Source organism: Arthrobacter sp. YC-RL1, from assembly GCF_001454985.1.
Taxonomy (GTDB): domain Bacteria; phylum Actinomycetota; class Actinomycetes; order Actinomycetales; family Micrococcaceae; genus Glutamicibacter; species Glutamicibacter soli.
This window is the reverse complement of sequence record NZ_CP013297.1, coordinates 2,143,177-2,164,582: the sequence shown is the minus strand read 5'-3', so window position 1 is coordinate 2,164,582 and position 21,406 is coordinate 2,143,177. Positions and strand designations below refer to the sequence as shown.

Sequence of the window (21,406 nt, the reverse complement as noted above, 5' to 3'; positions counted from 1 at the left end):
ACCGAATACGATTTCTGGATTCGGCAATACGGCCTGACGCATAATTACTTGCTCAGGCCACCTTGTTCACGGTGGTGAACTGGTGGTCTTCCGGGAGCAGGATGTTCAGCGCGGTGCCCTTCTTGTCCTCGATAAGGCTCGCTTCCCACTTGGTGGAGGCCAGTTCCAGCAGCTCCTGCGCCGTGGTGGGCGCCTGGGACTGCTGCACCAGGAAGCGGGCGACCTCGCCGCGGGTGTGCTTGGCGAAGTGCGAGACCACCTTGGGGGTGCCGTTGCGCAGCTGGAAGACGTTGACCGCCACGGTGTTCCCGGCGGCAGGCTTGTACGCGGCCGCATAGGTGCTGGAGCGGGCGTCGACGACCAGCTGCCCCTCGGCCGCCTGGTCGAGCACCGCGCTCATGCGCTTTTTCCACCAGCTGGCCAGCTTGCCCAGCGGCTCGAGCTTGACCGACATCGACAGCCGGTACGGCGGGATCCGGTCGCCGAAACGCACCGCGCCCCACAAGGCAGAGACCACCACCACCGAGGCGTCGGCGCGCCGCTGCGAAGCCTCTTCCAGGCTCGCATAACCCAGGGCCTCGAACAGGACCCCCGAGTAGATGTCGTGCGCGCGGGCCGCCGGCTCGGTGTGCAGCTTGATATTGCGGGTGACCTCGGTGGCCAGCGAGGCCCCGACCCCGAGCAGTTCCAGCGCGTCATCGCGCGCGGAAACCTTCGACAGCGCCGAAATCACCAGCTCGCGGTCCGCGGTCAGTTCGGGGAACGAGAGCTCAGTCAGCTCGAACGGGGTTCCGGCGGCGTGGGCGGTCTTGCCTTCTGAAGGCGGCAGCAAAATAAGCACGCTCTCCAGCTTATCGCCACTGAGCCTCCGGCTGGGCATCCGTCTGCGCCCCTATCGCCAACGCCCCGGTCTCACTAGGCTGAGGCCCCAGGGGCGGGTGTGCCGCTCCCAGGACAAGGAGGGACCATGCAGGATCCAGCGAAGACCGCGGCCGACTTCGATCTCATAGTGATCGGCGCCGGGCCCGCCGGGGAGAACGCCGCCGACTACGCGGCCAGGGCCGGGCTGTCGGCGGCCATCGTCGAATCCGAACTGGTCGGCGGCGAATGCTCGTACTGGGCGTGCATGCCCTCCAAGGCGCTGCTGCGCAGCGGCCAGGCGCTGGATGCGGCCCGGCGGCTGCCCGGCGCGCAGCAGGCGCTGACCGGTTCGCTCGACGCGCCCGCCGTGCTGGCCCGGCGCGACGCCTTCACCAGCGGCTGGAAAGACGACGGCCAGGTCAAGTGGCTGGAATCGGCGGGCATCACGCTGCTGCGCGGCCACGGCCGGCTGGCAGGGGAACGCACGGTCCAGGTGGGGGAGCAGGCCTACACCGCCCGCGCGGTCGTGCTGGCCACCGGTTCCGCCCCGGCGCTGCCGCCCATCGACGGGCTGGCCGACGCCGAGCCTTGGGGTACCCGCGAGGCCACCTCGGCCCAGCAGGTCCCGGCCCGGCTGATCGTCATCGGCGGCGGCGTGGCGGGAACCGAAATGGCCTTCGCCTATGGTTCGCTTGGCGCCCAGGTCACGGTGCTGGCCCGCGGCCGGCTGCTGGGCTCCGAGGAACCCCATGCCGGGGACCTGGTGGCCCGGGCGCTGCAGGCCAGGGGTGTCGACGTGCGCGAGGGCGCCACCCCGGCACGCGTGGACCGCGGCCCCGACGGCGTGGTCAGCGTCCAGCTGGAGGACGGCGCCGTGCTGCAGGCCGAGGAACTGCTGGTGTCCACCGGCAGGAAACCCAACACCGCCGATCTGGGCCTGGAGGAACTCGGCATCCAGCCCGAGGCCCTGCGCGAGGTCGACGACACGCTGCTCGTTCCCGGCACCGATTGGCTGTACGCGGTGGGCGACGTGAATTCCCGCGCCCTGCTCACCCACCAGGGCAAGTACCAGGCCCGCGCCGCCGGAAGGGCGATCGCCGCCCGGCTCACCGGGAAACCGCTGGCCGACGATCCCTGGGGCGCCCAGGCAGCGACCGCCGACCACGGCGCCGTGCCGCGGGTGGTGTTCAGCGATCCGCAGGTCGCAGCCGTCGGGCTGACCGCAAAGCAGGCGCGCAGCCAAGGCCTGGACATCGTGGTCATTGAGCACGACCTGGGGTCGGTGGCCGGGGCCAGCCTGCATGCCAGCGGGTATTCCGGCCGGGCGACGCTTATCGTCGACAAGGCCCGCTCGGTGATCCTCGGCGCGACCTTCGTGGGCCAGGACGTCGCCGAGCTGCTGCACGCCGCCACCATCGCGATCGCCGGGCAGGTGCCGATGGAACGCCTGTGGCACGCGGTGCCCGCCTATCCGACCATCAGCGAGATCTGGCTGCGGCTGCTGGAGGACTACTTCTACCCGCAGCCCGTGTGAGCCAGTTCGCCGGTGGCACTGGACACGATGTTGTTCGCAAAGGTACTAGACTAGTGGTGAATGGGATGGCCAGACGGTCGCGTGGCAAGCAATTGTCCCGAGGAACGTCCGGGCTCCACAGAACAGGGTGGTGGGTAACGCCCACTCGGGGTAACCCGCAGGCCAGTGCCACAGAAAATAGACCGCCAGGTTCTCCTGGTAAGGGTGAAACGGTGGTGTAAGAGACCACCAGCATCCCGGGTGACCGGGATGGCTCGGTAAACCCCACTCGGAGCAAGGTCAGACAGACTGCGTTACGAGGGCTGTTCGCCCCATGCAGTCGGGTGGACCGCTAGAGGCTGTCGGCAACGGCAGTCGTAGATAGATGACCGTCACCGCTTCGGCGGGACAAAACCCGGCGTATCGGCCATCCCATTCGCACACTCCAGAACGGTGAGATGATTCACAGGCGCAAGCCTGTGGAAACTCCGTGCACCGACTAGAATGGAAAACGTACTTGCGGGGATGATCCTGTTACCCCGCACCACCGCAAAAGCAATGGTGCTTCTCTCGGTGCCAACCGGCTTTATGGATCTGCAAGCCGGCTGATTTGGAAGGATTCTCTGTGACCCAGCAGTCTGTCGTTGCCCAGGAAGAATGGAGCGGGCGCGAAGAGCTCGCCGAGGCCATGATTCCACTGATCGGACGCCTCTACCGCAAGAACAATGTGGTGACCTCCATCTACGGCCGCAAGCTGATCAACCAGTCCGCCATCGATATCATCAAGGCCCACCGCGTGGTGCGCCGCATCGACGGTGAAGAGCTGGACCTGAATGCCACCAAGGCAATTCTCGATGTCATTGAAACCCTGAACGTTGGTTCGGTTTCCGTCGACCTCGGCCGCCTGAACAAGAAGTTCGTCGAGTCCGGCTCCGCCGACCTGAACGAATTCGTCTCCGCTGAGCTGGGCGCCAAGGTCGGCCAGGCCGGCGCCACCGACGCCGAGCCAACCGACGTGGTCCTGTACGGCTTCGGCCGCATCGGCCGCCTGCTGGCCCGCATCCTCATCGAGCGCGGCGGCTACGGCCTGCGCCTGCGCGCCATCGTCGTGCGCAAGGGCTCGGATGACGACATCATCAAGCGCGCCTCGCTGCTGCGCCGCGACTCGGTGCACGGCCGCTTCGACGGCACCATCACCGTGGACGAGGAAAACAACACCATCCTCGCCAACGGCACCCTGATCCAGGTCATCTACTCGAACGACCCGGCCACCATCGACTACACCGCCTACGGCATCGACAACGCCATCGTCGTCGACAACACCGGCCGCTGGCGCGACGAGGCAGGCCTGTCCCAGCACCTGCAGTCCAAGGGCGTTGCCCGCGTGCTGCTGACCGCACCGGGCAAGGGCAGCCTGAAGAACATTGTGCACGGCATCAACGATTCCGACATCACCGCCGATGACAAGATCGTCTCCGCCGCATCGTGCACCACCAACGCCATTACCCCGGTCCTGAAGGCCCTGAACGACAAGTTCGGCGTCATCCACGGCCACGTCGAGACCGTTCACTCGTTCACCAACGACCAGAACCTGATCGACAACTTCCACAAGGGCGAGCGCCGCGGCCGCTCGGCGGTCCTGAACATGGTGATCACCGAAACCGGTGCCGCCAAGGCCGTCTCGAAGGCCCTGCCGGAGCTGGAAGGCAAGCTGACCGGCAACGCCATCCGCGTTCCTACCCCGGATGTCTCCATGGCGATCCTGAACCTCAACCTGGAGACCGCCACCGACAAGGACGAGCTGAACAACTACCTGCGCGAAACCTCGCTGGGCGCCGAGCTGCACAAGCAGATCGACTACATCGACTCGCCTGACGTCGTCTCCACCGACTTCGTCGGCTCGCGCCGCGCCGGTATCGTCGACGGCCTCGCGACCATCGCCACCGGCAAGAACGCCGTCGTCTACGTCTGGTACGACAACGAGTTCGGCTACTCCTGCCAGGTTGTCCGCGTCATCGAGACCATGGCCGGAACCCACCCGGCAGCGGTGCCTGCAGTGAAGGCCCAGGCAGTCACCGCCTAGTCTCTTCGCAGCGATACGCTCCACCAAGGGGCCGCACACCCGTGCTTCGGCACGCGGGGTGCGGCCCCTTTGGCGTCCTTCGGACGCGTCCCGCGCGGGAAATCCGGTGCCGGCGGCTCCGCGGAGGCCGCCAAGGAGTAGAGTCGCAACCCATCGGGGCAAGAAATGCGGCAAGGGGGCTGCCATGGCACCGGGACACGGCGCCGAGCTGAGCGGGACTGGACGCGTCGAGGCTTTTCCCGACGGGGTGCTGGCAGCCGTGATCTACGCCGGATCGTTCCTGCTGACCCCCGTGGTCTTTTTCGCCCTGCAATACCATCTGCCCAAGCGGCGGCCGCACCTGCTGCGCGAAACGCTTGATGCCCGGCAGGCGCGCTTGATCCTACTGCGCGGCCCGGTATCGATGCCCATCTACGTGCTGGCCGCGGCGGCCGCCCTGCTCTCTGCCTATCTGACGCTGGGCATCTGCATGGCCATGGGGTTGTTCTATTTGTTGCGCACCGCGGGCAGCGGGGTCCGGAGGGCCGCAGGCCCGCTGTAGACTCGGGAAATGCCGATCGAGCTGAAATCCATGCTGTGCCGGGTCACCGGGGAGGTGTTCGGCCGGGGTTTCATCGTGGTCGAGGACGCCTCCCGGGAGAACCCGCCGCAGTACTCGGTGCTGGTGCGCAACTGCGGGACCGGTCTCGCCGCGGTGATCAGGATCGACCCGATCCACCTGGACGTCGATTCCCCGGACCACGATGTGCGGACGGGCATTGTCGACGATGATGACAACGAGGCCGGCAAGGAAGCCGAGCTGCACCGCCTGTGCCGGATGGTGCGCGTTTACCTTGAGGGGAACACCCTCCTTGAGCACCGGTGCCGGCTGTTCCGCTCCGGGACGACTCCGGTACTCCACGTTGAGGCTGACGGGCAGCGATGGCAGATCGGACGCAGCGTCTCCCGGGTGCCGAATCCCTGACCCGCCGGAATACCCGAGGCTGCGTCGGAGGCGGAGGCGGAGGTAGGCTGGTGGCATGCCAAACGAGCTCACCACGCGGCTGGATCGCGTCGTCGCGGCGACCTTCGCCGAGGGCTTCAGCGTCCTGGAAACCGACCTGCGCGAGAACCCGCCGCGGTATTCGGTGCTCGTCGGCAGCACCGCGGATCCGAGCCGCACCGCATTCATCCGTCTCGACGGCGTCTGGCTGGAGGCATTCATACCGGAGCTCGGCGTCCACTGCGCGCTGCTGGATGACGAATCCGACGCGGACTTCGACCTCGGCAGGCTCTGCCGCGCGCTGCGGGTCTATCTTCGCGGCGAGGCGCACATTGAACAACGCCGGCGCTTTCTGCGTCCGGGAGCAAAGACCACGGTGCATATCGATCTGGAGGGGCGGCGTTGGAGCCTGGGCCGGAACCGGTGGAGCCTGACATAGTCCCGGCGGCCGGAAATCTGTTGCCAGTGGAGGCGTCCTGTGCCAAGCTCGGGGCATGATGCGATCAACGAACCCGGCCCTGCGCCAGAGTTCGTGGCCTGCGGACATGTCGCTGGCCATGGACGACCACGGGCAGCCGATCCGGATGCTGCTGTTCATCCGGCACGCCTGGGGCCTCGCTGAAGACCTCGCCCTGCCCGAGCTGAACCCGGTTCCCGAAACGGGGTCCTCCGCCATGCCCGATGAAGCCGCACGGAACCTGTGGGAGCGGCGGTGGATGCGCACCTGGTCGAACGCCTGGGGCGTGAAGGCGCACGGTGCCCATCGTGTCCCCGGACTCTCGGCCATCACCACGGCAGCGAGCCGCGCCACCGACAACGATTTCTGGACCGCGCAGTATGGACGCGAGGGGATCGACCTCACCGCATTCGAGCAATGGGAACAAATGTTCGATCCCTTGCTGGGTATCGACCTCGACCCGGTGCTGCGCAGCCCCCAGGTGGAACCGGTGCTGGTCGCCGCGTGGGAGCGTGGGCTGACGGATCTCACGGTGGTGCCTTGGGCCGGGCACTGCATGCACAAACTCAGCGATTCGCACCTGGTGACCTCCTTCGACACCGCCGCCAGCTGGTCCCTGCTCAGGCAGGCGCTTGCCGAGTGGATCCGCACGCCGCTGGCATAGGATGCGATCTCGATGACCGAGCACCTGCCGCCGCGGCGCATCCTTCAGCTGCGCATGGCGAACCAGCTGCTGCTGGAACCTGCCGGCTCCATCCCCGCGTCCGCGGAACGCATGCTGGCGCTCCAATCCCAGGACCTGGCCGCCGGGCGCTACGCGCTCGCCCAGCGTTCGGGAAAGGGCATCGGCAGGGCGCGCATTGACGCGCTGTTCGCCGCGGGGGAACTGGTGCGCTCCTGGACCATGCGCGGCACGTTGCATATCTGCGCCGCCGCCGACGTGCGGTGGCTGGTGCGGGCCACACGCCAGCGCACGCTCAAGGCCATGGGCTCGCGCCTGCGCGAACTGCAGATCACCGCGGGCGACATCGACGCCGCCGGGACGTTGATCGCCGCCCACCTGGAAGAGCGGGGCCACGCGAGCCGTGCCGGCCTGTTCACCTTGCTCAACGAGCGCGGAATCCAGACCTCCGCGCAACGCGGGGTGCACCTGCTGATGTGCCTGGTCATGGAGGGCCTGCTGTGCCTGGGGCCGGTTCCCGAGGGCGCGGGGCTCGCCGGCCAGGACTTCATCCTGGTTGATCGCCTGGCCGCACCGGACCTCCAGCCCGCCCAGCCGCTGCAGGAGCTGCTCAGGCGCTATCTGGCGGGCCATGGACCTGCCAGCATCAGGGATGCCGCCTGGTATACCGGGCAGACGCTCACGCAGCTCAAGACGGCGGCCGCCGAGCTGGGTTCAGAGCTGCTCTGCGTGGGGCGGGACACCCGCGGCGAGGAGCTCTACCTGCTCTTCGCCTGCCCGGCGCTGGCCGCGGATCTTCCCTCCAGGCTTCCGCTGCGCCTGCTGGGGCACTTCGACGAGTACTACCTGTCCTACGCGGACCGCTCGCTGGTCGCCGACGAGCGGCTGCGCGCGCAGATCGGCCCGGGCAGCAACGGCATGGTCAAGCCCTTCTGGCTGCGTTCGGGCAAGGCCGAAAGGCCGTGGAACGCGCACACAGCGCCGACCGATCGACTCGGTGCGGCGCTGCATCAGCGGTATCTGGAGTTCAGGGCCTAGTGGCCGAACGGGTCCGCATCGGTGCCCGGAAGCCAGGTATTGCCCGGCACGCCCCAGCCGAGGGACTTCTTGGCCTTCTTCCAGCGCTTCTCCCAGCGCGGCTGCAACTTGTCCACGTACAGCAGGCCGTCCAGGTGGTCGTACTCGTGCTGCATGATGCGGGCGAACCAGCCGTGCGCCTCGAAGGAGATCGGATTGCCGAACTCGTCGAAGCCCTCCACCTTGGCGTAGTCGGCGCGCTTGAGCGGGAAATCCAGCCCCGGCACCGACAGGCAGCCCTCGGAGTCGTCCTCGGCGTCGGGAACACCCTGGGACACCTTGGACAGGGTCAGCTTCGGGTTGATCACCACGCCGCGCTCCGGGGCATCGTCCTGGTCCGCGTAGACGTAGGTGAACATGCGCAGCCCCAGGCCGATCTGCGGAGCGGCCAGGCCTACGCCGTGCGCGGCATCCATGGTGGTGTGCATGTCCGCCACCAGGTGGCGAAGCTCGTCGTCGAACTGCGTCACCTCCACGGCGCGCTTGTGCAGGACGGGTTCCCCGTAGACGGTGATCTGCCGAATTGGCACGTGATCAGTTCCTTTCCAAAAAGTGCTTAGAGTGCTCGTCCAATAGTTTCACGCATGATCTCACTTGTGCCACCGAAAATGGTCAGCAAGCGGGATGCGGTGAACGACTGCGCGATCGGGTACTCCATGATGTAGCCGTACCCGCCATGGATCTGCAGCGCCTTGTCGGTGAGTTTTTTCGCGCTTTCACTAGCCCAAAGCTTCACCTCGGCCGCCTCCTGCGCGTCGAGCTCTCCCTCGTTGAACGCGAGGACCGCGCGATCGACGAAGGCCTGGGTGACATGCGCCTCAGTCTTCAGGTCCGCCAGCTCGAAGCGGGTGTTCTGGAAGCCGGTCAGCGCCTGGCCGAAGGCGGAGCGCTCGCCGGCATGGGCCAGGGCCTGGTCGAATGCGGCGGTGCAGATGGCGCTGGCCGCTACTGCGATCGCCAGGCGCGCCTGCGGCAGCTGCTCCTTGACGTATGCGAGCCCCTGGCCGACCTCGCCGATGCGATCGGCGTCGGAAACGCGCACCTCGTCGAAGAACAGCTCTGCGGTGTCGGAAGCGCGCAGGCCCATCTTGTCGAATGGCTGCCCGTTCGAGTAGCCCTCGGAACGCTCGACCATGAACAGGGTGAACGAATCCTCCCCGGCCCGCGCGGTCTGCCCGTCCGTGCGGGCCAGCACCACTGCCGCATCGCCGTAGGCGCCGTTGCCGATGAAGGTCTTCTGGCCGCTGACCAGCCAGTCGTCCCCGTCGCGCACAGCCTTGGTGCGCACCCCTCGCAGATCCGACCCGGCACCCGGCTCGGTGAAGGCGCAGGAGGTGATCGTGGATCCGTCCACGAACCGCGGAAGCCAGCGCTGCTTCAGGTCCTGCGACCCGTAGGCCAGCAGGTAGGGGAGCACGAGGTCGTCATGCAGGTGCAGGGCCAATGCCACCGCAAGGTGCCCCGAACGGACGAACTCCTCATCAAGCACGACGCGGAAGCGGTAGTCGTCGATGCCCATGCCGCCGAACTCTTCCGGCACCGCGAGACCGAGCAATCCGTTCTCCCCGGCGGACTGCCACACCTCGCGGGGAATCTGGTGTTCTTTTTCCCATTGCGCATACTTACCGGCGATCTGCCGGGCGTTGAACTCAACGGCAAGTTCGCGGAACTGTTCGTGGTCTTCTTCAAAGAGCGCGCGTTTCACGGAGAGACGCCTTTCGGACGGGGGCGAGGGGCTGGTTCGGGGCAGGCCACGTGCAATGACCTGACGAACTGTTCACTCCCATTATGGTCTCACCCATTGACATGCGCCTATTTACGACCGAAACTCTGTTGCCTACGTCATGTTTGAAGCAATAAGTCTCGAAAAACGCGGGTTTAGACACCTTCAAACCACTGATTCGAACATAGCTTCGAATATGGAGCGTGGCATGGCGTCACAAAGCTTAACGACAAGGTGCCAGCATCAATGATGCTGGCACCGGTCTGTATCGGTGGGAGTCATATGCGCTCATTGCGAGTGATTGCAATCGAAAATCCCGTGATCCGCTCCATCAACTACTGTGATTCCCCCAAGAACCCATCGCATAGGTTGATCGAACAAGAATCATCATATGCGTAAGTATGGACATTTAAGGAACAAAACCAGACGACTAGGTAGGCCATCGCTCGGAAATAGGTAGGGCTAGAGTATGCTCTGTGGCCGGGAGCACTTCATCATCCGTCGCGACAGGCTCCGCCAGCAGTTGCCGACGGTCCGTGATACCCAATTTCGCATACGAGCGCTGCAGGTGTCCCTCCACCGTACGCGGGGACAAAAACAGCTCCTGGGAGATCTCGTGATTGCTCGCCCCCGATGCGGCACGCACGCACGTTGCAAATTCACGAGCCGTCAACAGCGCTTCATCAACACGCGCCCGACCCAGTGCCGGCGTATTAACCTGTTCCAGCGGCTGGGCGATTTCGACCGAAAGCCCCAGCAGATGAGTGGCCACCGTGCGCCGGCCCAAAACCCGAGCACGCTCCGCGGCGCTCGCCGCCAGCTGGGCAGCCAGCAGTAGCTGCCCTCCATCGACATGGGCCTGCACAAGCTGTCCCACATTCAGCTCCGCCGGATCCTCAAGCGCCGCTTGATACCGCGCCAGCGTCGCGGCCAGCGGCCCCTGCACCTGCAACGCAGCCTCCGACAATCTGGCAACATCCGTCAGCAGCCCGCACTGCCACGCTTCGAGCAGCAGGCGCATCACCAGGTTCTTCCGGCCGAATCCTTCGGCCTCAGCAAGCAGCTTGTGCAGATACTCCTCAGCGGCCTGCTCGCCTTCAAGATCCAAAACCACCGACAGGAGCGAACGCTCGGCGATCGGGCGCAGGATCTGACCCGAAACCTCGGGCTGAGCACGCGACATGTCCAGGTAGTACGACGCCTTGGACCGGTCGCCCAGCAGGGAGGCGGCATACGCGGCAAACGCCGCTGCAAACCCCTTGACCAAATACGGGTCGCCCACCGACAGCAAGCCGATGGCCTGCTCCAACGCAGCCAAGGCCTGCGAAGCCAACCCGGACTCCAGATAGCCCATGCCGATGCTCACCATGACGTTCCCGTGATCGGCGTTCGCCTCCTTGAGATCGTCACCTACCGTCAACTGGGCAAACTGCGCAGGATTCATCCCCAGCGCGAACGCGATCGTCGGGAACGCGAAGACCAGTTCGGACCGAACCGAGGCAGGCCACGTCTTCCACTCCGGCGAGGACGAAATCCGGACGTACTCGGCCATCGCCTCCTCGGCCAACCCGGCGTAGGACTTCTCGATCAGCACATGGGCCAGGCATGCGGCCCGACCTTCACTGCGCAGCTCGGGCATCGACGCATACTCGCGCAAGGACGCGATATCAACAACCTTATTGGCCCGCGAGCGGATCAGTAGCAGATACGCGGCAACGCCTGGCGGATCGCCCGGGCGGGGTTCCAGGATCTGCTCAGCCACTGCGAGCCGCCCTAGACTTGCATAAGCGATCTTGGCGGCGACAAAGCGGATCTCCGGCGAACCCGTTGGCAGGTGCTCCTGCAGCAAGGCCAATGCGGCCTCCGGCTTGCCAAGCTCATACAACGCATCCGCGCGGGCAATCAGCAACGATTCCAGCTGGTCGGGGGAGTCGACTCGCTGCTGGTCCAGCAAATCGGTCAACGCGATCACCTGCGAGAACTGCCGCGCGCTGGTTGACTGCTCGACATCAAAGAGCAGCTCGCGAATCGGAACGGTCAGCCCCATCTCCAGCCGATGCCTGGTGAACCGGCTGCGCGAGGCCGAGTCGAAAAGTTCCCAGGACAGCTTCTCCTCGATGGTCTTGATATGCCGGCGCAGCGTGGACGAATCGAAACTGCTGAAAACCAGTTGCGAGGAGAGCCCCGCCCCCAGCCGGACGCGCTCCGTGCGCTCGCCGGTAATGGGGTTCTCCGAAACGAGGTCGAGGCGGACCAAGTCGGCGTCGATGGCATCATAGATTGACTGGCCCATGAGTTTGCGGGCCACCGGCAGAGTGACCGGACCCGTGACCGCCAGGAGTTCCAGGGCCTCCCTGACGTTTTCCGGCTGGTCGCTCAAGCGGGCGTTGATCAGGTCCGTGGTGCGTTTCCCATGCGGTGTCCAGGCCCTGTTGAGCGTCCAGTAGTCCTGCTGCTTGGTCAGCGCCCCGGTGGACTGGGCATCAAGGGCCAGCTCACGCAGATGCAGCGCATGTCCGCCGGAGAATTCCAGCAGCGAAGTGACCGCGCTCGAATTGACGGCGCCGCCGAGGATCTCGGAGAGTATCAGGTTCGCGTCGTCGTAGGAGAGGGGCGCAAGTTCTATGCGCATGAAACTCGGGGAGGAAATCAGGGAGCGCAGCTCCGAGGGCAGCGAACGTACTGCCGCCGTGGCGACCACCAGGCGAATGTTTCCGGCGGTAGCGAACTGCTTGAGGACAGCGGCGCTTTGCTGATCCACGTATTCCGCCTGGTCCAGGAAAATCCACTGGGTGCGTTCGCTCGTGGCTCGGCCGATGCCCGTGACCAGCTCCGTGGGCGACGTGCCTGTGGATCCGTTGGGCAGTTGGGTCGCGAGGACGCTCAACGTGGAAAAGGGAACGGAGCTCAGCGCTTTGGAACCGACAATCCAAATGAAATTGGATTCAATTCGATCCATCAGCTGCAGCGAAAACGTCGTGCGTCCAGACCCGACGTCCCCGATGATGAATATCGGACCGCCGGTGCGTGCTGCTTCGAGTGCCGTGTCCAGCGCTTTGACACGGGAAGGCAGTATGTCTCGGCGCTCAATATGGAAGCCAGTCATCCTACTAATATCAAACTCCCAGGTTGAGCCGGTCAAGTAGCATTGCCTCGCAACCCAAGTAGTTTTGAGGGTATTCAGTAGCGACTTTACTAGCAATAATGTCCCGGTCAACGGCTAGGATTTTCCGGTTATTCGACAGTTGGCGAAAATACGCGCGCAAAACTCAGAAGTTCATAGCGGCAAAGCCGTGCACGAACCAGAAGCTGAAATTCCTCACATGTTCGAAACAATAAGGCTTTTCTTCGTAACATTCCAAAAAAGCTCGATTTGCGTGAAATTAATCCAAATTCAATGTTCTCGAAAAGTTGTCGTCAACTGACTCAAATGAGTTTCTCGAACCTTCGGATTAGCACCCATAACATTTCCAACGGTGTTTCCCGCACAGGTGGGGAACGCAGGGTCAATGACCTCTAAATGGCGGCTTGTGAGCTCCAACGCGGCTGCCGCTGCATTTTCTTCAACATGCGCAATTGTTGAGGCTTTCGGGATGGCGATGGTCCGGCCCTCGCGAATGGCCCAGGCGAGCAGGATCGGGGCCACGCTGGCTTGGAGGTCCTCGGCGGCATCGCCGCCAGCGCCAGCACCAGGCCGACGGCGGTGGCCGATCCGAACAGGAGGCGCACCGCGCGCACCGGCCAGCTCTGCTCGGGCACGAAGTCGTATATTTGCGTCATCCACAGTCCGCTCAACGCCATCGCCAACCCGGCCGGAAGCACGATCCGGCCCGCGATCCGGTGGTACCGCGGATGCCGGTCGCGCAGCCCGCGCAGGAATTGGAACGCGCCGAGCCCGCAGAACACCATCCCGCCGACGGCATGGATCGCGATCGGCAGCGGGCTTGAATGGAACCGCGCGCGCTCCGGGGTTGCCGGCCCGGCCAGGTCTGCCAGCAGGGTGATCCCGCCCAGCGCCGGAAGCAGCGTGAGGGCCAGCAGGCCCGCGGCAATCCACCATTGGCTGCCAGACAAGCTCCGCCTACTCATGACGCGTGCCTTTCCACCGGCGAGATGGAGATGACGATCTTGCCCCGTGCGTGGTGGGTGCCCGCCGCGGCCAGCGCCTGCGGTGCCTGCTCCAGCGGGTAGATAGTGTCCAGCAGCGGAGAGATGCGTTGCGCGGCGAGCAGCACGCCCAGCTCGGTGAGCGCCGGCGCGGTGACCTTCCCCGTGAAGACGCGCACCCGCTGCGAAGCGATGAGCCCGTACCACTGGGCCGTGAACACGCGCATCAGGGCGCCGCCGTCAGGCCCGGGAACTCCGCTGTTGGGGAGGATGGACCCGCCGGGCGCCACGACGCGGCGCCAGTCGCGGATGCGCACGGCGCCCGCGTTGTCGATCACTGCGTCGTAGGGAATCGGCGTGTCCAGCGGGCTCGTGGTTTCGTAGTCCAGGACGTGCTCGATCCCCAGCGACCGCACCCGCTCGATGTTTCGCCCGGAGCACACCGCGATGACTTCCGCGCCGCGCAGCGCCGCCAGCTGCGCGGTGAACTGGCCGACCCCGCCGGCCGCTCCGGTCACCACAACCCGCTGGCCCGGGGCCACCCGCGCGACGTCGACGGCGCGCAGCGCGGTGGTACCCGCAACTGGAACGGCCGCGGCATGTTCCGGGGATATCCCGTCGGGAAGCGGTGCGAGCTGGTGCTCCCTGGCCAGGGCGCAGTCGGCGAGGGTGGCGAGGCCCTGCCCGAACACCGGGTCGCCCGGCTTCCAGCGAATGACCCCGGGGCCGACGCAGGCCACCACACCCGCCAGGTCAAGGCCGAGCCTGCGCCGGGCCGGGCGCTTCAGCCCGTGGCCCGGCCGCACCATGCGGGGCACGCCGCGCATGAGGAAAACGTCGGCCGCGTTGACCGAGGCGGCGGCCACCCGGACCAGCACCTGGCCCCTGGCCGGCTCGGGGACGGGCACGTCGCCCATCGTCAGGGTGTGGGCCTCGCCGTAGACGGGCTGCAGTAGTGCACGCATGGGAACTCCAAAAGGGTATGGGAGGCCCAGGCTCCGTGGCGCGGGCATAGTCCTTGGGCGGTGGGACGCCAGGGAGCTAGCGTTGCGCGGCGCTAGGCATCGGCGGGTCAGGACGCGTCGTCCCCCTGGTAGGAGAAGACCTCGTCGAGCGGGACGCGCAGTGACTGCGCGATTTGGAATGCCATTTCGAGCGAGGGCGAGTGGCGTCCCTGTTCGATGGCGATGACGGTCTGGCGCGAGACGCCGAGCGTGGCTGCCAGGCCGGCCTGGGTGAGCCCGAGCTCCGTGCGCAGATCGCGGATGCAGTTGGTGACCTTGGTGGGTTTGGGGCCGCCCACTAGAACCCCCTGCGGTAGGCGGACAGCGTGACGCCCGTGCTCACGACGGAGCCGAGGAAGGATCCGGCGAACAGCACCGTGGCAGTCCAGAAAAGCGGCGCGGCCAGGGCCAGCATGACAAGCGTCGCCAGCACGGCGACCCCCGTGAGGCCGCTGCCTGCGGTGGCCGCGTAGCGTTCGATCTCGTGGTCGCGGGCGTCGGTATGCGCCTCGCCGCGAACACGTATCCACAATACGAGCATGGCCAGCGCGTAAAGTCCGCCGCCGAGAATGAGGGCCCAGAGCGTCGGACCCTGCCAAGCGACCTCGGCGAAGGGAAGCACGTCCGAGGCCGCGCGGATGACGACGACGATCCAGTATGCGGCGAAGGTAGCGATGCTAAGGATGAGCCCCGCCCAGGTATACCGTTCTGTGAATGTCATGACATCTCCAGATGTAAATAATTTTTTACATCACAACCGTAGGACCGAGGAGCACGTGTGTCAAGAATTTTTTACATGATTCAGAGTTCGGAAAACTGTTGCCGTCCGCTGGGGTCGAGCTTGGGGTGGCTAAGCGCCAATGAGCTGGCTGGCCCCGCGAATCAAGAGCGTCGTTCGATGATTGTCGTGCTCGGCAAAATGCGACCAGTCGGACCGACGGAATGCTGCGGAATATTGATGGGTGAAATGTCCGGAATGAAAACGAGGTGCGAACCTCGACTGCGTCAACAGTCGAAGGTTCGCACCTCGATATTGGGGTGAGTAACGGGGTTTGAACCCGCGACCTTCTGGACCACAACCAGACGCTCTACCGACTGAGCTATACCCACCATGTTCACTTTGAACCTAGTCACAACGCGATTGCGTTTCAACCGAAGTCCTTGGCAACGAGAATTACTATACACCGAAACTTTGAGGAAACGCCAATTCACGTTTTACGGTGCCGAACATGGCATTTTTAGGTGGGGTAAATTTGAGTTCATGCCTACTTCTGCAGAAAAACTTGTGTGGATCGATTGCGAAATGACCGGGCTCAGCCTGGAAAACGACGCATTGATTGAGGTCGCCGTCCTGGTGACCGACTCCGAACTGAATGTCCTGGGCGACGGGGTATCCGTCGTGATTAAGCCCGAGCCCCAGGCCTTGGAGCAGATGGGCGACTTCGTCCGCAACATGCACATCAATAGCGGCCTGCTCGAGGAGCTCGACGGCGGCATGACCATGTCCGAGGCCACCGCCATTGTCATGGACTACATCCGCGCCTACGCCCCGGAGCCGAAGACCGCCCTGCTGGCAGGCAACTCTGTCGGCACCGACAAAACCTTCCTGGTGCGCGATATGCCTGAGGTGATCGAGCACCTTCACTACCGCATCGTCGACGTGTCCACGATCAAGGAGCTCAGCCGCCGCTGGTATCCCAAGGCCTACTATTCGGCCCCGGCCAAGGACGGCAACCACCGCGCCCTGGGCGATATCAAGGACTCGATCGACGAGCTGCGCTATTACCGCGCCGCGGTCATGGTTCCAGCGCCGGGTCCGACCTCGGCAGTAGCCGCGGGGATCGCCGCCGAGATCAAGTCGAACCCTTCCTAGGAGTCAATCGACGGCGCCCCGGCGGCGGGTGATGCAATCCACAGCCGCCGGGGGCGTTCTCAATTGGCCAGCACCGGGAAAATGTGTGTATAGTATTTCTCGTTGCCGAATACGGGATCACCACGCAAAAGCGTTTTGACTTGGTATGAAAGCGAACATGGTGGGTATAGCTCAGTCGGTAGAGCGTCTGGTTGTGGTCCAGAAGGTCGCGGGTTCAAACCCCGTTACTCACCCCAAACGATCACCCGGTCGGAAACCCTGTTTCCGGCCGGGTGATTTTCATTCCCCGCCGGTTCCACGCGGCGCCGGAAATCCAATGGTGTGATTCGCTTCGCATGCGGGCTGTCGTCCGGGGTTGGCGCAGCCCTGCATGCTAGAGTTTCGCTTGATTCTTTGGTAATTTTGGGCGTCCAACGCCCGGCCGTGGGAGAAGTTCGCAGCGGGTCCGATTCGGCCTGCTGACATGCGCAAAGTACACGCGGCAAACCGCCGCCCCGAGCGGTTCGAGGACGGCGAAAGGGAAAAGATGGCGCCAGATATGCGGAAGGAATCCGCAGCGCGGCCAGCGGCAGACGCCCCGTCGGCGACCGCCCGCCGCGCGAGATTCGACCCGCTGTGGCAGGGGCTGCTTGGCTCGGTCATGATCGCCCTGGGATCCTTCGGCGTCGGCTGGCTGGCCAGCGTCTCTCCGATGAACCGCAATCCGCTGCTGATCGCCATCCGCACCGAATACGCCGGCGTCATTACCTCCACCGTGGTGCTGACCCTGGGCTGCTGGATCCTCTTCCGTGCCTGGCTGCGGCTGGGCCAGATCCACGCGGGCTGGGGCCCGGAATCGCTGAAGGCGGTCAAGAAAGCCGTCTGGATCTGGTCGGCGCCGATGCTGCTGGCGCTGCCGATCTTCTCCCGAGACGTCTTCGCCTACATCGGCCAGGGCCGTCTGGTCGACGCCGGGCAGGACCCGTATGTCACCGGCATCTCCTCGCTGAACAACTGGTTCCAGCTGGGCACCGACATCACCTGGGCGCAGGACGAAACCCCGTACGGCCCGCTGTTCCTGCTGCTTGAATACTGGGTGTTCCGCGCCGTCGGCTTCAGCCCCGACCTCTCGGTGCTGCTCTTCCGCCTGATCGCCTTCGCCGGGGTGATCCTGTGCCTGATCTACGTGCCGAAGCTCGCGGCCCTGCACCACGTCTCCGGGGCGAAGGCCGCATGGATCACCGTCGCCAACCCGCTGTTCCTGATCAGCTTCGTCGCCTCCGCGCACAACGACGCCGTGATGGTGGGCCTGGCCGTGGCGGCAACCTACTACGCCGCCACCCGCCGCGGCATCCTCGCGGTGGTGCTGATGACCGCGTCCATCGGCATCAAGCCGATCACCATGGTGCTGCTGCCGTTCATCGGCCTGCTGTGGGCCGGAACCGAGGCAAAGTGGCCGCGCAAGATCCTGTACTGGTGCTACACGCTGGCGCTGTTCGCCGCGATCATGCTGGCCGTCGGGCTGGCCAACGGCTACGGCATCGGCTGGCTGAAGGTCATGCTGGGCACCGGCACCGGGTCGGTGCTGTTCGCCCCCGTCGGCGCCCTGAACGCGCTGCTCTCCGGGATCTTCGAGGCCTTCTCGCTGCCCACCAACTGGATCCTCCCGGTGCTGAAGGTCGGCGGGCGCCTGCTCTCGGTGGTGCTGGTGCTCGTGCTGATCTTCAAGGGCAAGCCATCGCACCTGGTGCAGCGCATGGCGCTGGCCTTCACCGCGCTGGTGGTGCTCTCGCCGATCGTGCAGCCATGGTACCTGCTGTGGCTGCTGCCGTTCTTCGCCGTGACCGGCATCCGCGACGACTGGCAGATCGTCTGGGTGTACTTCACCACCGCATTCTTCATCGCCTTCGGCGCCGCCGACCAGCTGTTCATCTGGCAGTTCCTCGGAGACCTCGACCCGTGGGTCAAGCACCTGTCCACCGGCATCTCCTGGGTCGCGATGTTCTACCTGGCCTACCTTGATCCGCGCACCCGTACGCTCTTCACCGGGCTGGTGCCCTCCAAGCAATGGCTGAGGGTGTTCCGGGGCGGCCCCAAGAAGGGCGAGGTCGCGCCATCGTAGTCCCGATCCACCGCGAAAACCAACAGTCCGCGGCCGGACCGCGGCGACCGGGCCTGCAGGACTCTAAGGGGCCGATTCTCCAGGGGTTGCTGGCCTCGGTCATGGTCTCCTGCGGTTCCTGGGGTGTGGGCTGGCTGCCCTACGCCCAGGAATCCGTGCTTGCCCGATCCCCGCTGGTGCTCCCGCTGCGCGCCGAAACCGTCGGCGTCATCATCTGCACCCTGCTGCTGGCCGTCGGCACCGTGCTGATGTTCCGCGCCTGGCTGCGACTGCGCCAGACGACCAGGTCACTGGGTGCGCAGGCGCTTGGGCTGATGCGCCGGGCGGCCTGGACCTGGTCCGCGCCGATGCTGTTCTCCTTCCCGATCCTCTCGCAGGACGTGTACTCGTACCTCGGGCAGGGGCGGCTCATGCATTCCGGGCTCTCGCCCTACGAGAACTGGGTCTCCCAGCTTCCGGGCTGGTTCGCCCAGGGCGCGGACTCGCTGTGGGCCGAATCCTCCTCGCCCTACGGCCCGTTGTTCCTGATGTACGCACGGCTGGCCTACTTCGTCTCCGGGGGAGTCCCCGAGTACGGCGTGGTCATGATGCGGCTGGTCGCGGTGGCAGGCGTCGCGCTGTGCATCTACGCGATTCCGCGGCTGGCGCTCAAGCTCGGCGGCGATCCGTCTTGGACGCTGTGGGTCTCCGTGGTGAACCCGCTGTTCCTGATGAACATGGTCGGCGGCGTGCACAACGACGGGCTGATGCTCGGCGGCGTGCTGCTGGCGTTCCTGCTGGTTTACCGCAAGCGCCGCGTGCTGGGAACCATCGCTATGGCGCTGTCCATCGCCATCAAGCCGGTGATGCTGCTGGCGCTGCCCTTCCTGGGCCTGGCGATGCTCAAGCCCGAGGCCCGGCTGCGTTCCAAGGTGCGCGTCTGGCTGTGGATCACCGTGCTCACCACCGCGATCCTCGCCGCCCTGGGCGCCGCCACCGGACTGTGGTTCGGCTGGATCAGCGGCATGGCCAGCTCTGGAGACGCTGCGTTCCCGTATGCGCCGGTGGGCCTGCTCGGCCTGCTGGTCGGCTGGATCGGATCGTTGTTCGGCGGGAGCATCAGCACCGTGGCCGGCGTGGTCTACGCGATCTTCAAAGTGGTCAGCATGGCCGTCATCGCGTGGCTGGCGCTGCGCAAGCCGTCGGGAAATCCGCTGCTCTACTCGGGCTACGCGCTGGCGGCCAGCGTGCTGCTGGCCCCGATCATCCAGCCCTGGTACCTGCTGTGGCTGATCCCGTTCTTTGCGCTGGGCAAGAAGTTCAGCGTCGGCCAGGAGCGCCTGCTCTACGTGCTGTGCCTGGTGCTGGCGATCGCCGGCGTCGTCGACCAGCTCTCGGTGGCGCAGTGGTTCTCCCTGCTGTGGATGCGGATCTTCGCCGCCCTGGTCGGCCTGCTCTGCGTGGCCTACATGGTGTTCATCGACCCGAAGACCGCGCCGCTGTTCGGCCACCTGGGACGCCGGCTCAGCCCGCGGACCCGCAAATTCCTACGTATTCCCAATCCAGAAGAAACGAGGCAACAGGACCGTGATGCAACCGGTTAAGACCCTGTTCAACGCCCGCGAGGCGACGCGTCCGGTGATCCTATGGCTGCTGGTCCTGACCGCGGTCGGCGCCGTCGTCGCGGTACTGACCAAGCAGTGGTGCCGCGTGAACGCCTGGCCTGCGGCCGAGCAGCACCTGCACATGTGCTATTCGGACTTCACCCAGCTCTTCGGCACCCGCGGCATGGCAGACAAGCTGTTCCCGTACTTCACCGGACTCCCGCCGGAGCAGGCACTGGAATACCCGGTGCTGCTGGCCATCGTCGCCGGCGTGACCGCGATGATGATCCCCGGCATCGGGTTCTCCCCGGAGCGCCAGCTGGCGTACTTCGACCTGAACTCCGCGCTGTCCTTCATCTGCTGGGCAGTGATCGTCGTGGCGATCGCCTACGCCGCCCGGCATCGCAGCCGCGACGCCATCATGGTCGCGCTGGCTCCGGGAATCATCCTCACCAGCCAGCTGAACTGGGACTTGTGGGCCGTCATGCTCGCCACCTTGGGACTGCTGGCCTTCTCGCGCAAGCACATCGTGCTGGCTGGCGTGCTGCTGGGCCTCGGAGCCGCCGCCAAGCTGTACCCGTTCTTCCTCTTCGGGGCGATCCTGGTGCTGTGCCTGCGCTCGGGGCGCATGCGCCACTTCTGGGTGTCGCTGGCGTCCGGCGTCGTTGCCTGGCTGGCAGTTAACGTGCCGTTCATGCTGACAGCTTTTGAGGAGTGGAGCCGTTTCTACACGTTCTCCGGGGACCGCCCGGCAGGCAACTCCTCGATGTGGTTGGCCTTCGCGGGGACCGGCATGTCGGGTTCAACCATGTCGCTGCTGTCCAACGGGCTGTTCGGCCTGGCCTGCCTGGGCATCGCGTACCTCGGGCTGACCGCCAAACGCCGCCCGCGCATGGCCCAGCTCGCGTTCCTGATCGTCGCAGCCTTCCTGCTGCTGGGCAAGGTGTACTCGCCGCAGTTCGTGATGTGGCTGATCCCGCTGTACGTACTTGCCCGTCCGAAGTGGCGCGAATTCTTGGTGTGGCAGCTGGTGGAGGTCTTCCACTGGGCGGTTGTCTGGCTGTGGAGCGCCAAGGCAGTGTCCGACGGAGGATACTTCGGTGGAAGCTGGACCATCGAGATCCTGTACGGCCTGGGCATCGTGGCCCACATGGTAATGCTGATCTACATCTGCATCAAGATCATCGGAGATATCCGCAATCCTGAACGCGATGTCGTGCGCGCTGACGGAACCGACGATCCGCTGGCCGGGCCGATTGAGAATGCCGAGGATGCCTTCGTTCTGGGAGCAGCAAAAAATAGCTGAGACTTGAGCAAGCACGTTGGATGCCGCCGATTTTCCTTTAAGGGAAAATCGGCG

The 21,406-nt window shown here is 65.2% G+C and carries 20 protein-coding genes, 2 tRNA genes and 1 other RNA gene; 13 read left to right on the top strand and 10 right to left on the bottom strand.

Translation table 11 applies throughout. From position 1 onward, the window contains the following. Window positions 1–52: 52 nt before the first annotated feature. Complete coding sequence (locus ATC04_RS10135; protein WP_047119009.1) at window positions 53–841, bottom strand: peroxide stress protein YaaA; 789 nt, start codon at window positions 839–841, stop codon at window positions 53–55. Between the two features lie 126 nt (window positions 842–967). Here ATC04_RS10135 and ATC04_RS10130 point away from each other — a divergent pair, with 126 nt between their 5' ends. The 8 genes from ATC04_RS10130 (at window position 968) to ATC04_RS10095 (ending at window position 7,616) form a co-directional block, all read left to right on the top strand. Next, complete coding sequence (locus ATC04_RS10130; RefSeq protein ID WP_047119010.1) at window positions 968–2,395, top strand: NAD(P)/FAD-dependent oxidoreductase; 1,428 nt, start codon at window positions 968–970, stop codon at window positions 2,393–2,395. Window positions 2,396–2,456: 61 nt separating this feature from the next. Next, an RNA gene (gene rnpB, locus ATC04_RS10125) (RNase P RNA component class A) lies at window positions 2,457–2,813 on the top strand. A gap of 186 nt (window positions 2,814–2,999) precedes the next feature. Beyond that, a complete protein-coding gene (locus ATC04_RS10120) occupies window positions 3,000–4,457 on the top strand; it encodes a glyceraldehyde-3-phosphate dehydrogenase (RefSeq protein ID WP_047119011.1) in 1,458 nt (485 codons plus the stop codon). 184 nt (window positions 4,458–4,641) lie between these two features. Further along, window positions 4,642–4,998, top strand: coding sequence for a hypothetical protein (locus ATC04_RS10115; protein ID WP_047119012.1), 357 nt, complete (start codon window positions 4,642–4,644; stop codon window positions 4,996–4,998). Window positions 4,999–5,007: 9 nt separating this feature from the next. Further along, window positions 5,008–5,421 (top strand): hypothetical protein, encoded by a 414-nt coding sequence (locus tag ATC04_RS10110; RefSeq protein ID WP_047119013.1) that lies wholly within the window; start codon window positions 5,008–5,010, stop codon window positions 5,419–5,421. Window positions 5,422–5,476: 55 nt separating this feature from the next. Next, a complete protein-coding gene (locus ATC04_RS10105) occupies window positions 5,477–5,878 on the top strand; it encodes a hypothetical protein (RefSeq protein WP_047119014.1) in 402 nt (133 codons plus the stop codon). A gap of 55 nt (window positions 5,879–5,933) precedes the next feature. Then, window positions 5,934–6,560: a hypothetical protein gene (locus tag ATC04_RS10100; protein WP_152666837.1), complete on the top strand. Its 627-nt coding sequence runs from the start codon at window positions 5,934–5,936 to the stop codon at window positions 6,558–6,560. Window positions 6,561–6,572: 12 nt separating this feature from the next. Then, window positions 6,573–7,616, top strand: a complete 1,044-nt coding sequence (locus tag ATC04_RS10095; protein ID WP_052772350.1) for a winged helix DNA-binding domain-containing protein — start codon at window positions 6,573–6,575, stop codon at window positions 7,614–7,616. Here ATC04_RS10095 and def read toward each other — a convergent pair. From def to ATC04_RS10055, 9 genes are all read right to left on the bottom strand, one after another. After that, entirely contained in the window at window positions 7,613–8,185 is a 573-nt protein-coding gene (def, locus tag ATC04_RS10090; RefSeq protein ID WP_047119016.1) for a peptide deformylase, read from the bottom strand. The two genes, ATC04_RS10095 and def, sit on opposite strands and share 4 nt — an antisense overlap. 26 nt (window positions 8,186–8,211) lie before the next feature. Continuing rightward, window positions 8,212–9,360: an acyl-CoA dehydrogenase family protein gene (locus tag ATC04_RS10085; protein ID WP_047119017.1), complete on the bottom strand. Its 1,149-nt coding sequence runs from the start codon at window positions 9,358–9,360 to the stop codon at window positions 8,212–8,214. Window positions 9,361–9,808: 448 nt separating this feature from the next. After that, on the bottom strand, window positions 9,809–12,484 hold the full coding sequence (locus ATC04_RS10080) for a LuxR family transcriptional regulator (RefSeq protein WP_047119018.1): 2,676 nt from the start codon (window positions 12,482–12,484) through the stop codon (window positions 9,809–9,811). Window positions 12,485–12,772: 288 nt separating this feature from the next. Beyond that, a complete protein-coding gene (locus tag ATC04_RS20105) occupies window positions 12,773–12,997 on the bottom strand; it encodes a hypothetical protein (protein ID WP_353580023.1) in 225 nt (74 codons plus the stop codon). After that, window positions 12,895–13,452: a DUF2306 domain-containing protein gene (locus ATC04_RS10075; protein ID WP_197413528.1), complete on the bottom strand. Its 558-nt coding sequence runs from the start codon at window positions 13,450–13,452 to the stop codon at window positions 12,895–12,897. Before ATC04_RS10075 ends, ATC04_RS20105 begins: the two co-directional genes overlap by 103 nt. A gap of 11 nt (window positions 13,453–13,463) precedes the next feature. Next, complete coding sequence (locus ATC04_RS10070) at window positions 13,464–14,450, bottom strand: NAD(P)-dependent alcohol dehydrogenase (RefSeq protein WP_047119019.1); 987 nt, start codon at window positions 14,448–14,450, stop codon at window positions 13,464–13,466. Window positions 14,451–14,557: 107 nt separating this feature from the next. Continuing rightward, window positions 14,558–14,788, bottom strand: coding sequence for a helix-turn-helix transcriptional regulator (locus tag ATC04_RS10065; RefSeq protein WP_047119020.1), 231 nt, complete (start codon window positions 14,786–14,788; stop codon window positions 14,558–14,560). Further along, complete coding sequence (locus ATC04_RS10060) at window positions 14,788–15,210, bottom strand: hypothetical protein (RefSeq protein WP_047119021.1); 423 nt, start codon at window positions 15,208–15,210, stop codon at window positions 14,788–14,790. Before ATC04_RS10060 ends, ATC04_RS10065 begins: the two co-directional genes overlap by 1 nt. Window positions 15,211–15,523: 313 nt before the next feature. Continuing rightward, window positions 15,524–15,599 (bottom strand) — tRNA-His (locus tag ATC04_RS10055). Window positions 15,600–15,750: 151 nt separating this feature from the next. Between ATC04_RS10055 and orn the strand changes: the two genes are divergently transcribed. The 5 genes from orn to ATC04_RS10030 all read left to right on the top strand — a co-directional run bounded on the left by orn (window position 15,751) and on the right by ATC04_RS10030 (window position 21,352). Beyond that, on the top strand, window positions 15,751–16,362 hold the full coding sequence (orn, locus tag ATC04_RS10050) for an oligoribonuclease (RefSeq protein ID WP_082123890.1): 612 nt from the start codon (window positions 15,751–15,753) through the stop codon (window positions 16,360–16,362). A gap of 160 nt (window positions 16,363–16,522) precedes the next feature. After that, window positions 16,523–16,598, top strand: a tRNA-His gene (locus ATC04_RS10045). Between the two features lie 227 nt (window positions 16,599–16,825). Further along, window positions 16,826–18,463: a polyprenol phosphomannose-dependent alpha 1,6 mannosyltransferase MptB gene (mptB, locus tag ATC04_RS10040; protein WP_231735957.1), complete on the top strand. Its 1,638-nt coding sequence runs from the start codon at window positions 16,826–16,828 to the stop codon at window positions 18,461–18,463. Continuing rightward, window positions 18,409–20,046: a polyprenol phosphomannose-dependent alpha 1,6 mannosyltransferase MptB gene (gene mptB / locus ATC04_RS10035; RefSeq protein WP_146956149.1), complete on the top strand. Its 1,638-nt coding sequence runs from the start codon at window positions 18,409–18,411 to the stop codon at window positions 20,044–20,046. The genes mptB (ATC04_RS10040) and mptB (ATC04_RS10035) overlap by 55 nt, the downstream gene beginning before the upstream one ends. After that, window positions 20,033–21,352, top strand: coding sequence for a glycosyltransferase 87 family protein (locus ATC04_RS10030; RefSeq protein ID WP_047119023.1), 1,320 nt, complete (start codon window positions 20,033–20,035; stop codon window positions 21,350–21,352). Before mptB (ATC04_RS10035) ends, ATC04_RS10030 begins: the two co-directional genes overlap by 14 nt. Window positions 21,353–21,406 lie beyond the last annotated feature (54 nt).

What these genes read in the sequence shown, in the direction of transcription:
- ATC04_RS10130 (WP_047119010.1), top strand. Translation starts at nt 968, where the DNA reads ATGCAGGATCCAGCGAAGACCGCGGCCGACTTCGATCTCATAGTGATC.
- ATC04_RS10115 (WP_047119012.1), top strand. Translation starts at nt 4,642, where the DNA reads ATGGCACCGGGACACGGCGCCGAGCTGAGCGGGACTGGACGCGTCGAG.
- ATC04_RS10110 (WP_047119013.1), top strand. Translation starts at nt 5,008, where the DNA reads ATGCCGATCGAGCTGAAATCCATGCTGTGCCGGGTCACCGGGGAGGTG.
- ATC04_RS10105 (WP_047119014.1), top strand. Translation starts at nt 5,477, where the DNA reads ATGCCAAACGAGCTCACCACGCGGCTGGATCGCGTCGTCGCGGCGACC.
- ATC04_RS10100 (WP_152666837.1), top strand. Translation starts at nt 5,934, where the DNA reads ATGATGCGATCAACGAACCCGGCCCTGCGCCAGAGTTCGTGGCCTGCG.
- ATC04_RS10095 (WP_052772350.1), top strand. Translation starts at nt 6,573, where the DNA reads ATGACCGAGCACCTGCCGCCGCGGCGCATCCTTCAGCTGCGCATGGCG.
- ATC04_RS10080 (WP_047119018.1), bottom strand. Translation starts at nt 12,484, where the DNA reads ATGACTGGCTTCCATATTGAGCGCCGAGACATACTGCCTTCCCGTGTC.
- ATC04_RS10070 (WP_047119019.1), bottom strand. Translation starts at nt 14,450, where the DNA reads ATGCGTGCACTACTGCAGCCCGTCTACGGCGAGGCCCACACCCTGACG.
- ATC04_RS10060 (WP_047119021.1), bottom strand. Translation starts at nt 15,210, where the DNA reads ATGACATTCACAGAACGGTATACCTGGGCGGGGCTCATCCTTAGCATC.
- orn (WP_082123890.1), top strand. Translation starts at nt 15,751, where the DNA reads ATGCCTACTTCTGCAGAAAAACTTGTGTGGATCGATTGCGAAATGACC.
- mptB (WP_231735957.1), top strand. Translation starts at nt 16,826, where the DNA reads ATGCGCAAAGTACACGCGGCAAACCGCCGCCCCGAGCGGTTCGAGGAC.
- mptB (WP_146956149.1), top strand. Translation starts at nt 18,409, where the DNA reads ATGGCTGAGGGTGTTCCGGGGCGGCCCCAAGAAGGGCGAGGTCGCGCC.
- ATC04_RS10030 (WP_047119023.1), top strand. Translation starts at nt 20,033, where the DNA reads ATGCAACCGGTTAAGACCCTGTTCAACGCCCGCGAGGCGACGCGTCCG.